14 protein-coding genes are annotated in these 13,954 nt (G+C 64.9%); 5 read left to right on the forward strand and 9 right to left on the reverse strand.

The features are described 5' to 3' along the window. Nucleotides 1-27 precede the first annotated feature (27 nt). Nucleotides 28-327: a hypothetical protein gene (locus ACIQT2_RS07570; protein ID WP_402945095.1), complete on the forward strand. Its 300-nt coding sequence runs from the start codon at nt 28-30 to the stop codon at nt 325-327. Nucleotides 328-422: 95 nt separating this feature from the next. Here ACIQT2_RS07570 and ACIQT2_RS07575 read toward each other — a convergent pair whose 3' ends face one another. The 3 genes from ACIQT2_RS07575 to ACIQT2_RS07585 are packed head-to-tail and all read right to left on the reverse strand — an operon-like array spanning nt 423 to nt 3,816. Next, nucleotides 423-1,364 (reverse strand): ribokinase, encoded by a 942-nt coding sequence (locus ACIQT2_RS07575; protein ID WP_402945098.1) that lies wholly within the window; start codon nt 1,362-1,364, stop codon nt 423-425. Next, nucleotides 1,361-2,794, reverse strand: coding sequence for an MFS transporter (locus ACIQT2_RS07580; RefSeq protein WP_402945100.1), 1,434 nt, complete (start codon nt 2,792-2,794; stop codon nt 1,361-1,363). Before ACIQT2_RS07580 ends, ACIQT2_RS07575 begins: the two co-directional genes overlap by 4 nt. Next, nucleotides 2,794-3,816 (reverse strand): nucleoside hydrolase, encoded by a 1,023-nt coding sequence (locus ACIQT2_RS07585; protein WP_402945103.1) that lies wholly within the window; start codon nt 3,814-3,816, stop codon nt 2,794-2,796. The genes ACIQT2_RS07580 and ACIQT2_RS07585 overlap by 1 nt, the downstream gene beginning before the upstream one ends. A gap of 237 nt (nt 3,817-4,053) precedes the next feature. Between ACIQT2_RS07585 and ACIQT2_RS07590 the strand changes: the two genes are divergently transcribed. Continuing rightward, a complete protein-coding gene (locus tag ACIQT2_RS07590; RefSeq protein WP_402945631.1) occupies nt 4,054-5,037 on the forward strand; it encodes a LacI family DNA-binding transcriptional regulator in 984 nt (327 codons plus the stop codon). Nucleotides 5,038-5,041: 4 nt separating this feature from the next. Here ACIQT2_RS07590 and ACIQT2_RS07595 read toward each other — a convergent pair whose 3' ends face one another. After that, nucleotides 5,042-5,668: a LysE family transporter gene (locus tag ACIQT2_RS07595; RefSeq protein ID WP_400337000.1), complete on the reverse strand. Its 627-nt coding sequence runs from the start codon at nt 5,666-5,668 to the stop codon at nt 5,042-5,044. 171 nt (nt 5,669-5,839) lie between these two features. Between ACIQT2_RS07595 and ACIQT2_RS07600 the strand changes: the two genes are divergently transcribed. Continuing rightward, on the forward strand, nt 5,840-6,931 hold the full coding sequence (locus ACIQT2_RS07600) for a DNA polymerase IV (RefSeq protein WP_402945105.1): 1,092 nt from the start codon (nt 5,840-5,842) through the stop codon (nt 6,929-6,931). A 79-nt stretch (nt 6,932-7,010) separates the two neighbouring features. After that, nucleotides 7,011-7,475, forward strand: a complete 465-nt coding sequence (locus ACIQT2_RS07605) for a hypothetical protein (RefSeq protein ID WP_402945107.1) — start codon at nt 7,011-7,013, stop codon at nt 7,473-7,475. Here ACIQT2_RS07605 and ACIQT2_RS07610 read toward each other — a convergent pair. The 5 genes from ACIQT2_RS07610 to ACIQT2_RS07630 all read right to left on the reverse strand — a co-directional run bounded on the left by ACIQT2_RS07610 (nt 7,442) and on the right by ACIQT2_RS07630 (nt 11,504). Beyond that, entirely contained in the window at nt 7,442-8,425 is a 984-nt protein-coding gene (locus tag ACIQT2_RS07610; RefSeq protein WP_402945109.1) for an aldo/keto reductase, read from the reverse strand. The two genes, ACIQT2_RS07605 and ACIQT2_RS07610, sit on opposite strands and share 34 nt — an antisense overlap. 8 nt (nt 8,426-8,433) lie before the next feature. Next, a complete protein-coding gene (locus ACIQT2_RS07615) occupies nt 8,434-9,675 on the reverse strand; it encodes an RNA polymerase sigma factor (protein WP_402945111.1) in 1,242 nt (413 codons plus the stop codon). A 3-nt stretch (nt 9,676-9,678) separates the two neighbouring features. Continuing rightward, a complete protein-coding gene (locus ACIQT2_RS07620) occupies nt 9,679-10,038 on the reverse strand; it encodes a YciI family protein (protein WP_400336991.1) in 360 nt (119 codons plus the stop codon). Nucleotides 10,039-10,130: 92 nt separating this feature from the next. Further along, nucleotides 10,131-10,946: a class I SAM-dependent methyltransferase gene (locus tag ACIQT2_RS07625; RefSeq protein ID WP_402945114.1), complete on the reverse strand. Its 816-nt coding sequence runs from the start codon at nt 10,944-10,946 to the stop codon at nt 10,131-10,133. An 81-nt stretch (nt 10,947-11,027) separates the two neighbouring features. Next, a complete protein-coding gene (locus tag ACIQT2_RS07630) occupies nt 11,028-11,504 on the reverse strand; it encodes a MarR family winged helix-turn-helix transcriptional regulator (protein WP_402945634.1) in 477 nt (158 codons plus the stop codon). 240 nt (nt 11,505-11,744) lie between these two features. On the opposite strand from ACIQT2_RS07630, the gene ACIQT2_RS07635 reads away from it, so the two are divergent. Further along, the gene (locus tag ACIQT2_RS07635; protein ID WP_402945116.1) at nt 11,745-13,910 is read left to right on the forward strand and encodes an MMPL family transporter; all 2,166 of its coding nucleotides are present in this window, start codon (nt 11,745-11,747) and stop codon (nt 13,908-13,910) included. Nucleotides 13,911-13,954 lie beyond the last annotated feature (44 nt).

Genomic DNA, 13,954 nt, shown 5'->3' on the forward strand with positions numbered 1-13,954 from the left:
ATTGCAACTATCTGGTTGGAGAATCCGATGACCGCCCCTGCCTCACCCGAAACCACTGCCGTACCCGCCGCCGCGCCGGCCCGTCCACCGATGCCCTCGATCCACACTCGCGCCCTCATCACCTGGCTCGCGATCTTCCCGCTGGTTTCGATCGGCATGCTCGCCCTCGGCCCGATCATGGAACCGTGGCACCCGGTGTTCCGCGCCCTGCTGTTGACGGCGCTCGTGGTCCCGCTGGCCGTGTATGTGGTGGTCCCGCGACTCATGGCAGGCCACGGCCACCTTTCCCGCAAAGCCGTGGAACGCGCAGCCCGCAAGTCCGCTTAACCCTGCGCCAACTTAACCCAACTGGGTCGCATTTGTGCGCGTTTTGAGGGCTCAAAACGCGCTTAAATGCGACCCAGTTGGGTGCCGGTCTGGGACTAAGATCCCCGCAGCTGCTCGACTTCCTCGAGTCTTGCGTACGCCGCCTGGGTACCCTTCTTCGTCGCGGCGAGGGCTGCGGCCACTGAAGCGAAGGACGCAGCATCGGCCAGCGAATCACCCGCGGCCAAGCGCGCAGCCACAGCGCCCGTGAAGGCGTCGCCGGCTCCGGTTGTGTCGACGGCGGAAACCCGCGTGGGAGCGATCCGTGTCAACTGATCCCCGTCAGCCAAAGAATCCAGCACCACCGAACCCTGGGAGCCGAGCGTCACGAGCACCCGCTGCAGGCCACGATCTGCGAACTGGCTGCGGACAGGCTCCCAATCCTCGGCCTCAGCGTCAGCGTCGGGGATGAATGCCTCGGACCCAAGGAACAGGGCGGCCTCGTGGGCATTGACCAACAACACATCGCTCAAGTCAGCCAACAACTCCGGCACCTCGGCGTAAGGCGAGAGGTTCAGCAGGACTGTTGCTCCGGCGTCGTGCCCTGCCTGTGCGGCGGCCACCACCGTATCGATGCCCACCTCCAGACACAGGCAGACGACGGCGGCGCTGCGGAAGGCGGCCAAGTCGACGTCGGCCGGGCAGAGCGTGCCGTTGGCTCCGGCGGAGATGATGATGCTGTTCTCGCCGTGGGCGTCCACCGAAATGACAGCCACTCCGGTGGCAGCGTCCGAGCGGCGGACTCGGGAAACGTCCACCCCGGCGCTGGCCGTGGACTCAAGGAGCATGGTCCCGTTGGGGTCATCGCCCACGGCGCCGATCAGGGCCACGTCGCCGCCGAGCTTGCTCGCAGCCACGGCCTGGTTGGCGCTCTTGCCGCCGGGATTCACCGCGAAGCCGTTGCCGTGGACGGTCTCGCCGGGCTGCGGGAGCCGTTCGGTATAGATCGTCAGGTCCGCGTTGAGCGAACCAACGACGACGATTCCGGACTTGCTCACGCGGCCACCTCTTGGTCTTCGGTCACCTCGGCGTCGACGGGCTTCGGGATCAGCAGCGACGCTGCAAAGGCAGCGAACGTAATGGCGAAGCCAACGACGACGACGGTCAGGTAGGAGGCTTTCGCGTCACCCAGCGCTGAGGTAGCCACCAGGACGGCGGGCAGGACCAAGAAGCTCAGGCCGGCTCCGAGGTTGAAGGCGCCCGCATTCATGCCGGGCAGGAAGCCGGGGTTGCCCTTGGGCGAGAGGACCACGCCAAGTCCGTTCAGCATGATGTTGACGGTACCGGCGTACATGATGCCCAGCAAGGCCGTCCCAACGATCATCATCGGGAGGTTGTTGAGCCCGAACAGCGCGATGATTGCGAGGGCGACGAGGCTGCCGATGAGGCCAATACGGAGCACCTTGGTGTAGCCGAGGACGGGGGCGAGGCGGCCGCTGATCGGGCCGAAGATCCAGCCGAGCAGGGCGTACGGCGTCAGGATCATGAGGGACATCTCGGTGGGGCCCACGCCGAAGCCAGGATCCGCGGCCTGCACGAATGCCGGGACGATGCCGTTGATCACCGCGAAGATGCCGGTCATGGTCAGGGTGGTGGTCAGCAGGGGAGCCCACGTGGAGCGCTGGCGCAGGTGGACGGTTTCCACCATGGGCTGCTTGGCGCGCTTCTCGATGGCCCAGAACGCGGCGAACGCGGCCACGGCAACAACGGTGAGGCCGACGGCGAGGGCCAAGGTGCCGCCGTCGAACGCCGTGGCGAGCTTGGAGCCCTCGTTCAGGGCGGTGAGCAGGGCTCCCACGGCGATGACGATGAAGAACACGCCGAGCCAGTCCATGGTGGTGCCTGCGGCGGGCTTGCTCTCGCTGGCCAGGAAAGCGATCAATGCAGTGGCCACGACCGCCAGGGCAACCATGAGCCAGAAGATGCTGCGGAAACCGAAGTTCTCGGCGAAGTAGCCGCCCACAAAGGAGTCGACGCCGGCCACGCCACCATTGACCGCAGTAATGAGGCCCATGAGGGCGCCGTACTTGCGCGGGTTGCTCACGGCGGAGCGGAGCATGATCAGGCACAGCGGGACCGTTGGCCCGCTGACTCCCTGGATGATGCGGCCGACGAACAGCCAGGTCACGTCCGGAGCCAAGGCCGCGATGACCGAACCGACGGCCATCAGGATCATCATGCCGAGGAGGATCTTCTTGCGGCCAACAATGTCGCTGAGGCGCGGGAGGAACAAAGAGAACAGGGCTGCGGCCGTGAAGAACCAGGTCTGGGAGAGGCCGATGGTTGCCTGGTCTGTCTGGAGCTCGTTGCCCATGGTCACGAGTGCCGGGCTGAGCATGGAGGCGTTGAGCTGGAAGGCCACGCAGGCTGCCAGCAGGGCGACCATGAGGGCGGTGACGTTGCCCTTGGCTGTTGTCGGAGTGCTCATTACTTTGCCCCTTCCGCGACGAGGGCGCCAGCGGTGACCTGCGCACTTGCGGAGGTGCCGCCGTCGAGCGTTGGCTCGCCGATGCGTTCAATCGCATCGGTGACCAAATCCCAGAACTTCTTGTGGTCCAGGTCCACGGCGACGGAGGTGTTGCAGTCCTCGGGCGCGGGAGCGCGGAAGTCGGCCACGGTCATGCCAAGGGTGAGCTTGCCCTGCAGCTCGATGTCCACGGGGACCTTGCGGGTGGTCATGACGGAGGGGTCGATGACGTAGGCGACAGCGCAGGGATCGTGCACCGGCGGGAAATCGAAGCCTTGGGCGTCCTTATAGGTCTTCTTGAAGAACTCCATGAGCTCCAGGACGAACTTGGCCGGCTTGGTGCCGATCTTCGCGATGTTCGCGACCACTTCATCGGTGGCCAGTGCCTGGTGTGTGAGGTCGAGGCCCACCATCACCACGGGCCACTTCTCGTTGAACACGATGTGGGCGGCTTCGGGGTCGATGATGATGTTGAACTCTGCCACCGCGCTCCAGTTGCCCACGTGGTAGCCGCCGCCCATGAGGACAACTTCCTTGACACGCTCCACGATGCGCGGCTCCTTGCGGGCGGCCATCGCGATGTTGGTCAGGCCCGCGGTGGGAACCAGGGTGACCGTGCCCGGCTCGTGCGACATGACGGTTTCGATGATGAGGTCGACGGCGTGGCGCGGGTCCAGCTCGATGGCGGACTCGGGCTGCTCAGGGCCGTCCATGCCGGAGTCGCCGTGGATGCTGGGCGCGGTTTCGATGGTCCGGACCAGGGGGCGGTCGCAACCGGCAGCGAAGGGAACGCCCGTGATGCCCGCGATCGTGGCGACGGAAAGCGCGTTGCGGGTGACCTTTTCGAGGGTCTGGTTGCCCACCACGGTGGTCACGGCGAGCAGTTCGATGTCCGGGTTGCCGTGAGCCAGCAGCAACGCCACTGCGTCGTCATGGCCGGGGTCGCAATCAAGAATGATCTTTTTGCGGGTGTTCGTTTCCACGTTCTCTCCACGTCATTGGGGCCTGTCCGGTTTGGGTTGTTGGGACCGGCGCCGGACAGGGCGCTAAGCATTCAGGGGAATCATGGCACCTCTTCCGGCGTTACGTCAAACGCTTAACGTGAAGAACGTCAAGCGCTTGATGCCATGTTCTGCGCGAGATGGGTGCAACAACGTTAAGATCGATGCATGGATATCCCGGATCACCTCGGCAAACGCGCGCCACGAGTCACGGCAGCCATGGTTGCCGCGCGGGCAGGGGTTTCGACGGCGACCGTCTCCCTGGTTGCCAACGGCAAGACTCAGGGGCGCGTGTCCGAGGACAACATTTCGAGGGTCCGGACCGCCATCACCGAACTTGGCTACGTTGTGGACAGCATCGGCAGTTCCTTGGCCCGCGGCGTTAGCTCGATCGTTATCCTCGTCACGCCCGACGTCTCCAACCCCTTCTTCGCCAACGTGATCGCAGGCGTCCGGGAATCCCTTGGCTCCGAGTACCAACTGCTGCTCTCCGTCACGGACGCCGGCGAGTCACCGCAGGCCGATGACGTGCGGAAACTCCTCGCGCTGCGGCCGGCCGGGCTTCTTGTGGGTGCCCCCACCGCAGAATTTCTCCGTGACCTCTCTGCAGCCGGACCGTTGGTTCTGCTCGATGCGCCGGGCCTGGAATCCTACGCACCCTCGGTCAACCTCGACGTCGCCCAAGGTGCCCGTCAGCTCGCGCGGCACCTGGCTTCCGCGGGCCACACCCGTGCCGCCTACGTGGACGGCATCACCGGAACGGCCACCTTCCAACTTCGGCGCGAGGCATTCCTTGACGAAGCGTCTGCTTGCGGGCTTGCTGTTTCTGAAGAGCACATCATCAGCACATCGATCGACGTCGGTGCTGCCGCCGCCGCATTCGCTGACGCCTGGCCTGCGTGGCAGCGCGAGGGGGTGACCGCCGTCGTATGCGGTACCGACACGCACGCCTATGGTGTGCTGCAGGAAGCACGGGTGGAAGGCGTCCGCATCCCAGGGGAGCTGGCCGTGGCCGGGTTCGACGACCTGCCATACTCAGCTACCAGCAACCCGGGCCTTACCACCGTGCACTTGCCGGCGACGCCGCTGGGCCGCAAGGCAGGGGAGCAGCTGAGGGGACTCATTGAAGGTGTGCCGTTGGTTGAGCCCCACGTAACGCTGGAGAGCTCGTTGGTTGTTCGCGGATCGACGGTTCAGGGCTGAGTTCCTAGTGGATGACCGCCAGCAGGATGCCCACCAGGACGAAAAGGCAGCCGAAGATGCGGTTCAGGACCTTCTGGCCGTGCTCGTTGTGGGTGAAGCGCTGGAATGACCGGGCGGCGAGGGCGAAGAAGAACCACATCACCATGATGTCGATCGCCAGGACAGTTGCCGTCAGCACCACATACTGCTGGACGAGGGGCTCGTTCGGCCTGATGAACTGCGGCATGAACGCCAGGAAGAACACGATTGCCTTGGGGTTCAGCAGGTTTACCCAGATGCCCCGCTGGAACATGGACAGTGCGGGCTCGTTCTTCTTGTCCTGGACTTCTTCCTTGTCCAGGTCAGGTTTGTGCAGGAACTGCCGGATGCCCAGGTACACGAGGTAGGCGGCACCGGCGTAGCGGATGATGTTGAAGATCAGCGGCGAATTGGAAACCAAGACTCCCACGCCGAGGGCAACGATCACGATGTGGATGACCAAAGCCACCTGCTGGCCAAGGATGCCCCAAATGGAGCGTCGGAACCCCGAGTTGAGCGAGTTGCTCATGGTGAAGATTGCCCCGGCGCCGGGAGTGAAACTGATCAGGGTGCCGGCACCAACCAAGGCCAGCCAAAGGGAAAATTGCACCATCTCAGCTTATGTCGGTGAGGTGGGTGGTCCGGACGGGGGTTTGCGGCCATGCTCGCGTACCACCACGACCCACTTTGCCGCCGCGAGCCAGGGAAGGCACCCCAAACAGGTTGATAGCCGCCGCCCAGCAGCCCAAAGAAGGTCGTGGAGGTACAGCCAAGGCCGCCAGCAATGGGGCAGACTAATCCCGTGAGCGGTATCCCGTGGGTCCTGCACGTCGATCTCGACCAGTTCATAGCTGCCGTCGAGATCCTGCGGCGGCCTGAGCTCGCGGGAAAACCCCTCATTGTGGGTGGTCGGGGAGATCCGACGGAACGGGCAGTAGTGTCCACGGCGTCCTACGAGGCCCGGGCTTTCGGCGTTGGTTCGGGTATGCCGCTGCGTATCGCGGCCCGCAAGGTGCCCGACGCCATCATCCTCCCCGTCGACCACGAGGCGTATCTCGCGGCGTCGGAGGTCGTGATGCAAACCCTCCGCGAGCAGCCTGGCGCCACTGTGCAGGTGCTTGGCTGGGACGAAGCCTTCGTGGGTGTCACCACGGACGATCCCGAGGCCTACGCCAAACAAATCCAGAGCGCCGTGTTGGAGAACACCCAATTGCACTGCAGCGTCGGCATCGGTGACAACCTGGTCCGCGCCAAGAATGCCACCGACTTCGGCAAACCCGCTGGTACCTTCCGCCTGACCAAGGAGAACTGGCTCGACGTCATGGGGGACAAACCGACCATCGGACTCTGGGGCATCGGACCGAAGATTTCCAAGCGGCTCGCTGCCCACGGCATCACCACGGTCAACGAACTCGCCGCCGTGGACCCGGCCAGCCTGGTAGAGGAGTTCGGTCCAAAGATGGGCCCCTGGTACGCACAACTCGGGCGGGGAGACGGCGCCACGGAAGTGGACGACACCCCGTGGGTTGCCCGCGCCCACGGCCGTGAGACTACCTTCCAGCAGGACCTGACGGAGCCGGCCCAAGTCGAGGATGCCATCAAGGAACTCACCGCCCGGGTCCTCGAAGATGTCGCCGCCGAGGGCCGCCCGGTGGTTGGCCTGACACTCAAAGTCCGCTACAAGCCGTTCTTCACCAAGACCTACGCGAAGAAGATTCCGGAGACCTTCGACCGCGACGAAGTCCTCACCCAAGCCCTGAACCTCACCGGCAAAATGGAACCGGACCGCCCGATCCGCCTCCTGGGACTCCGCGCCGAAATGGCCATGCCGGACGACGCCCGCCAAGGCCACACCCCCACGCGCAGCGGCTGGTGACGCGGGCGCCATCCTTGAATGATGCGCGCGGCCGCACTAGTCTCGGCATGGGGTTCCCCGCCATGCGAATGGAGGGAAAATGAAGATCTTCGGGCCGATTGGGGCTTTTTTGGTGGTGCTGTTGCTCGGCTATCTCGCCCTGCAATCGGAAGGAATCTCCAAGGGATTCCTGTTCGACGTCGGCGGCATCCCGTCCATCAATGTCGCCCAGCGGTATCCGTGGGAACTGCAGCTGGCCATCCTGCTGGTCGCCTTCATGGCTGTCGTGGTCTACCGCAAGATCGCCAACGACCACGCGTCAAAGATCGCGGTGTCAGGCGTCCTGATCCTCGCGGCGGTTCTGTCCCTGCTGTTCTACGAGACCGTTCACACCACCAGGACAAACCTGTTTGCTATGGCATTCGTCAATGGAGGTGCTTCGCCACTCATCCTGGGCTTTATCGCTGCAGCTCTGGCTGACGTGATGAGCAGCCGAGCCGGCGCCGGGAAAGAACGACGCCGGCCTGCCGCCTACCAGCGCGGGTGGATCGCTTTGCGGAAGTAGCGGTCATAGATGTCGCGGACACCCGCAGATAAACCGGCTCCGACGGAAGACAACGAACCAGCTTCGGCATTGGCAGCAGCCTGCACAGCCGAACGCGCCCCGGGAATGACGGAAGTGACGCCATCCTGTGCGATGACCCAGGCGAGGGCCGCTTGGGAGGTGGTGACGCCGTCGGGAACCAATGCGCTGAACTCCTGCGCGGCCGTGACACCCGTGGCGTAATCGACGCCGGAGAAAGTCTCCCCGACATCGAAGGAAGCACCGTCACGGTTGTAGTTCCGGTGATCGTCCTCGGCAAACGTCGTCTCCGTGGTGTATTTTCCGGACAGTAACCCCGAGGCCAGCGGCACACGGGCGATGATGCCCACGCCCGCTTCGCGCGCGGCCGGCAGCACCTCGTCCAGCGGCTTGAGGCGGAAGGCATTGAGGATGATCTGCACGGTGGCGGTGTTGCCGCGCTTGATCGCTTCGAGGGCCTCGTCGGTGCGCTCGACGCTCACGCCGTAGTTGCGGATGGCCCCTTCGCTGACCAGGGTGTCCAGGGCGTCGTACACCTCGGCACGGCTGTATACGGCGGTGGGTGGGCAGTGCAGTTGGACCAGGTCCAGGGTGTCCTGTTGCAGGTTGCGCCGGGAACGGTCCGTCCAGGTGCGGAAATTGGCCAGCGTGTAGTTTTCGGGAACCTGGTCCACGCGGCGGCCCATCTTGGTGGCCACGGTGATGTTGAGGTCCGGGTTGATGCCGAGGAAACGACCAATGATCTGTTCGCTCCGGCCATCCCCGTAGACATCTGCGGTGTCGAAGAAGTTGACGCCGGCCTCCACGGAGGCCTCGAGCACGCTGACTGCGTCCTCTTCCGTGACGGAGCCCCAGTCGGCCCCGAGCTGCCAGGTGCCCAGTCCAACGGTGGAAACGGACCGGCCGGTTTTGCCAAGAATGCGCTGTTCCATGGCTTCGACTATATGTTGCCGTCGCTGTTGTTTTGAGCGGCGTCCAAATCCGCGACCTTCCCCATCAGATACCGACGCTCCTGCAGGCTTCCGGTCTTCTTCGCGGCGGCCAAGTAGGCGGCGCGGGACTGGCCAAGCAGTCCGGCCGCCTCCAGCAAGTGACCGCGCACGGCGTCCAGGCGGTGCCCGCGACCCAGCGCGGAATCCAGCCCTTCCAGCAGCTTCAAAGCCACCACCGGCCCCTCGACGCGGGCCACGGCCACGGCCCGGTTCAGCGTCACTACGGGGCTGGGGGCCACAGCTTCCAAGACCGTGTACAGCGCCACGATCTGCGGCCAGTCCGTCTCCGCATCGGAAGCCGCCTCGGCATGGACAGCGGCGATCGCGGCCTGCAGTTGATAGGGACCGGGACGCCCACGGCCCAGCACGGAGGACAGCAAGGCAACGCCCTCCGTGATCTGCCCGCCATTCCAGAGGCTCCGGTCCTGCTCGGCCAGCGGAACCGGCGTCCCGTCCTGAAGCGTCCTCGCCGCGTGGCGGGACTCCGTGAGCAGCATCAGGGCCAGCAGTGCGCCCGCTTCCGGCTCGCCCGGAGCAGCGGCCACCAAGAGCCTGGCCAGCCGGATCGCTTCCGTCGTGAGGTCTTCCCGTTGCAGCGACTCACCTGAGCTTGCCGCGTAGCCTTCGTTGAAGATCAGGTACAGGACGTGAAGTACGACGCCGAGCCTCGCCTGCCGCTCGGACGGTGCCGGTTGCTCGAAGCGGCCACCGGCCTTCTGGATCGTTTGTTTCGCGCGGCTGATCCTTTGTCCCATGGTCGCTCCGGGGACCAGGAAAGCGGAGGCGATTTCCGCCGTCGTGAGTCCTCCTACAGCGCGGAGCGTCAAGGCGAGCTGCGACGGTGCCGAGAGGGCCGGGTGGCAGCAGAGGAACATGAGGGCGAGGGTGTCGTCGGCAGCGGAAACGGTCACGTCGACCTCCATGGCCGCCACGCGGTCTTCCCGGGCACGGCGGGCGGAGTCGCTGCGCCAGACGTCGATCAACCGTCGGGACGCAACGGACAACAGCCAGCCCTTGGGGTTATCCGGCATTCCGGACGGCCACTGCAGCGCGGCCTCGAGGAGGGCTTCCTGAACGGCGTCCTCGCAGGCATCGAATTGGCCGTGCTTACGGACCAGCACGCTGAGGACCTGCGGCGCGAGCGTGCGCAGCAGGTCCTCGATTCGCGTGTCCCGCGGGGGCTGAGTCAAAAGCTAGACCTCGGGCGGGCCGTCCGGGATGGCGCGGAGCTCCACGACTTGTGAGTACTTCACGATGCTGGAGCAAATCTCCACGGCCCGTTCCTCGCTGGCGACGTCCACTACCCAGTACCCCACCAGGGATTCCTTGGCTTCCGCGTACGGACCATCGGTGGTGATGACGCCGTCCGGGGTTTGCTTGACGAGCTTCGCGGTGCTGCCGTCAGCCAAACCCGCATTGAACACGAGCTCTCCGGACTCGGTGAGGTCCTTGTCGATCTGGATCATGAAACCGATCATTTCCTTGACCCACTCCGGATCGGCGGTTTCCATCATGCCCTCGGCCGAACCGAACATCATGATCATGTATTTCATCTCGAACTCCTTGTTGAGGGGCTCCCTGTCTGGGCGCCTTCACTCATAGGTCGGAACCGGGTGGGACATTTCTACATGGTGCCTAAAAGTTCTTAAGCCCTCGCAATGACTTCCCCGTTCGGGATGAGGAAGAAGCCATCCTCCGTGGCGCCCCAACGATGCCAGCCGGCGGCAATCCGGGCGAGGTCGGCCTCATTGGCGAAGCCATACTCCAGAGCCTGCTCGGCGAAGGCGGAGTGCAGCACCCGTTCGCTCCAGACCCGTGACTGCCAGGCACGCTGCTGTGCTGTGGCGTAGAGCCAGTTGCTGCTGCTCGGGGAAACCTGGGCAAACCCGGCTTGCTGCGCCCACGAAACCAGGCGGCGACCGGCGTCGGGCTCTGCTCCGTTGCGGCGCGCGATCCTCTGGTAGAGCTCCATCCAGTCGTCGAGTTCCGGGACCTCCGGGTACCAGCTCATGCCGTGGAAGTCGGCGTCCCGTACGGCAACGATGGCTCCCGGTTTGGCCACGCGGCGCATCTCCCGCAGGGCCGCCACTGGATCGGTGAGGTGCTGGAGCACCTGGTGCGCGTGGACCAGATCGAACGTTTCGTCCTCGAAGTCGAGATCGTAGATGTTCCCCGTTTGGAAGTCGACGTTCTCCACGCCGCGGTCCCTGGCCAGTTCGGTGGCTTGGGCAATGATGTCCGCCGAGCGGTCCAGTCCGGTCACGTGCCCGGGCGAAACCAGCCCCGCGAAATCGCACGTGATGCTTCCAGGGCCGCAGCCGACGTCGAGCACTGACGTCCCGGGGGTGAGATGGGGGATGACAAACGCGGCCGAATTCTCGGCTGTCCGTGAGGCGTGGGCCCGGACAACCGACTCGTGGTGCCCGTGGGTATAGACATCTTCAGGCTGCTGCTCGTTCATAGGGAAACGCTACAGCTTGGCCCGCCCAACTAGGTCGCATTTGTGCGCGTTTTGAGCCGTCAGAACGCGCACTACTGCGACCTAGTTGGGTTCGGAGCTGGTTGCTTCGTGGCGGGCGTCGATGGTGGCCTCAACCATGTCCGACATGAAGCGCCGGACCAGTTCCAGTTCCTCCGGGCTGTAAGCGTCCATGGCCTTCCCCATCCGCATGGCCAAGGGAAGGAACATGGCGCTGCCGTCACGATATGCCTTGGGCGTCATGTGAAGTTGGACCTGGCGTCGGTCCGTGCCGAGGCGCTCGCGGGTGAGGTGTCCTGAGGCGTGAAGGCGATCCACCAATGCGGTGGTCGCGGGGGAGCTGAGGCGCAGTTCGCTGCGCAGCACGCCCGGCGTCACCACGCGGCCCGCAGCCGAGTGGCGCATGACCACGGCCAACGCGTTCAGGTCGGTCCTGTGCATGTCATTGCGCCCGCCAGCAGCGTCTACATAGTGGTTGGCTTCGAGGGTGAAGTCCTGCAGGAGCCGGACAAGGTCCTGAGGAAGGCCCGACGGCGGCATGGCACCTTCCGGCGCGCCACTCACCGAAGCGCGGCCGCCCGCGTCCGCTGCGGGATCCCTTGGGCGCTCGTCCCACGTATCCGACATCAGCGCCCTCCTTACGTCTTTGCTGCCTTCCGGATATTACTCCCCGTCCCCGCCCAGCAAGGCATCGGCGACGAAGTCCGCTTGATTAGTTCCATGATAGAGATACTCTATAGTCTAATAAATACCCACTCGTGCCTCGGAAAGTAAGGACCCATGAAAACGCAGAAAGTGCCGTTCTGGTTGCGGTGGCTGATCCCGGTGGTGCTGGTCGTCACCTGGCTGGGAATCGCTGGAGTTGGCGGCCCGACGTTTGGCCGCTTGGAGGAAGTTTCCTCCAACAACCAGGCCTCGTTCCTTCCGGCCGGGGCGGAAGCCACCGAAGCCGGTGACTGGCAGGCCAAGTTCCGCGACTCCGACGAAATCCCCGCAGTGGTCATCGTCGAGAGCGACACCGCATTCACCCCGGCCCAACTGGGCGAAGCAGCCCAGCTGAAAGCCGACATCGAGGCACTCAAGCTGGGGAGCGCCGTCGTCGGGCCCATCCCTTCGCAGGACGCCAAAGCGGTGCAGTACATTGTGCCCATCGCCGAGACTGACGAGATCCGTGACGTGGTCAAGGAACTGCGCGACGTAGTGCAGCCCGGCGCTCCCGACGGCATGCGGGCCTACGTCACCGGCCCGGCTGGCCTGACAGCGGACCTGGTCAACGCCTTTGGCGGCATCGACGGCATCCTGCTGCTCGTGGCGCTCGGTGCCGTGTTCGTGATCCTCCTGTTGGTGTACCGCTCGCTCGTGCTGCCGATAGCCGTCCTCCTGACCTCCGTCTTCGCCCTCTGCGCCGCGATTCTGCTGGTCTTCGGCATGGCCAAGCTCGGCTGGATCCAGCTCAACGGCCAAAGCCAAGGCATCCTGTCCATCCTGGTGATCGGTGCCGCCACGGACTACGCCCTGCTGTTCGTTGCCCGGTTCCGCGAAGCGCTCACCCACACCACCAACCGGACCCAGGCAGTGCTGACGGCGTGGAAGGCGTCCTTCGAGCCGATCCTCGCTTCCGGCGCCACCGTGATCATCGCGCTGCTGTGCTTGCTGTTCTCGGACCTCAACTCCAACAAGGCCCTCGGTCCCGTGGCTGCGGCGGGCATCGTCTGCTCGCTGTTCGCCGCGCTCACCCTGCTGCCTGCGTTCATGGCGCTGCTGGGCCGCGCAGCTTTCTGGCCCTTCCGTCCCAAGCTGCTGCCCGACGACGAACGCGAACCCGAGCTGGTCACCGGCCTTGAGGGGCAAAAGGGTCTGTGGCGGCGCGTGGGTTCCTTGGTTTCACGCCGACCGCGCGTGGTGTGGATCGTCTCCGTGCTGCTCCTGGCCGTGGCCTCTGCGGGTGTCCTCCAGTTGAAGGCCAACGGTGTTCCGCAGACCGACGTCATCCTGGCCAAGTCCGATGCCGTCGACGGCCAGGACGCGCTGGCGAGGCATTTCGACGCCGGCAGCGGCAGCCCCGTCGTCGTGGTTGCCGCCCAAGGCGCCGCGCAGCAGGTGCTGGACAAGGTCAAGGCTGCCAACGGCGTAGGCGACGCCTACCTGCTGGGCGAGGGCAGCGTGCCGATTACCGGCGCACCGGGTACGCCGGCTGATCCCGCCGTCCGCGACGGCCGTGTGCTGATCAACGCGACGCTCAACAGCGCAGCCGACTCGATCGAAGCCGAAGACACGGTGAAGTCGCTGCGTGTCTCGGTCAAGGAAGTGGACCGCGACGCCCTGGTTGGCGGGGTCACCGCCACCGCCCTGGACACCAACACCACGGCCCAGCGCGACCTGACAGTGATTATTCCGATCGTGCTGGTGGTCATCCTGTTCATCCTGATGCTCCTGCTCCGGTCGGTGGTGGCGCCGGTGCTTCTGGTGCTGTCCGTGGTCCTGTCCTACGGCGCGGCCATGGGCGTCTCGGCCTGGGTGTTCAACGGGATCTTCCAGTTCTCCGGTGCCGACGCTACGGTTCCGCTGTTCGGTTTCGTGTTCCTGGTGGCCCTGGGTGTGGACTACAACATCTTCCTGATGAGCCGCGTCCGCGAGGAATCGCTCAAGCATGGAACGAGGCCGGGCATCCTCCGGGGACTCGGCGTGACGGGCGGCGTGATCACCTCCGCCGGAGTGGTCCTCGCGGCTACCTTCGCCGCGCTGGGCGTCATTCCCATCATGTTCCTGGTGCAGTTGGCCTTCATTGTGGCGTTCGGTGTGCTGCTGGATACCGTGCTGGTGCGCTCGCTCCTGGTTCCCGCGTTGGCCTACGACATCGGGGACAAGATCTGGTGGCCGAGCAAGCTGGGGCGCGGTAAGCCGTCCGCTTCCGTGAAGGAACGCGAGGCGTCTGGCGTCCGCTAGGCCTTGATTGCCGGGCGGGTACTTGCTGCACTTGAACAAGTACC

It is taken from the genome of Paenarthrobacter sp. NPDC090522 (assembly GCF_044769225.1).
In the GTDB taxonomy this organism is placed as follows: Bacteria; Actinomycetota; Actinomycetes; order Actinomycetales; family Micrococcaceae; genus Arthrobacter.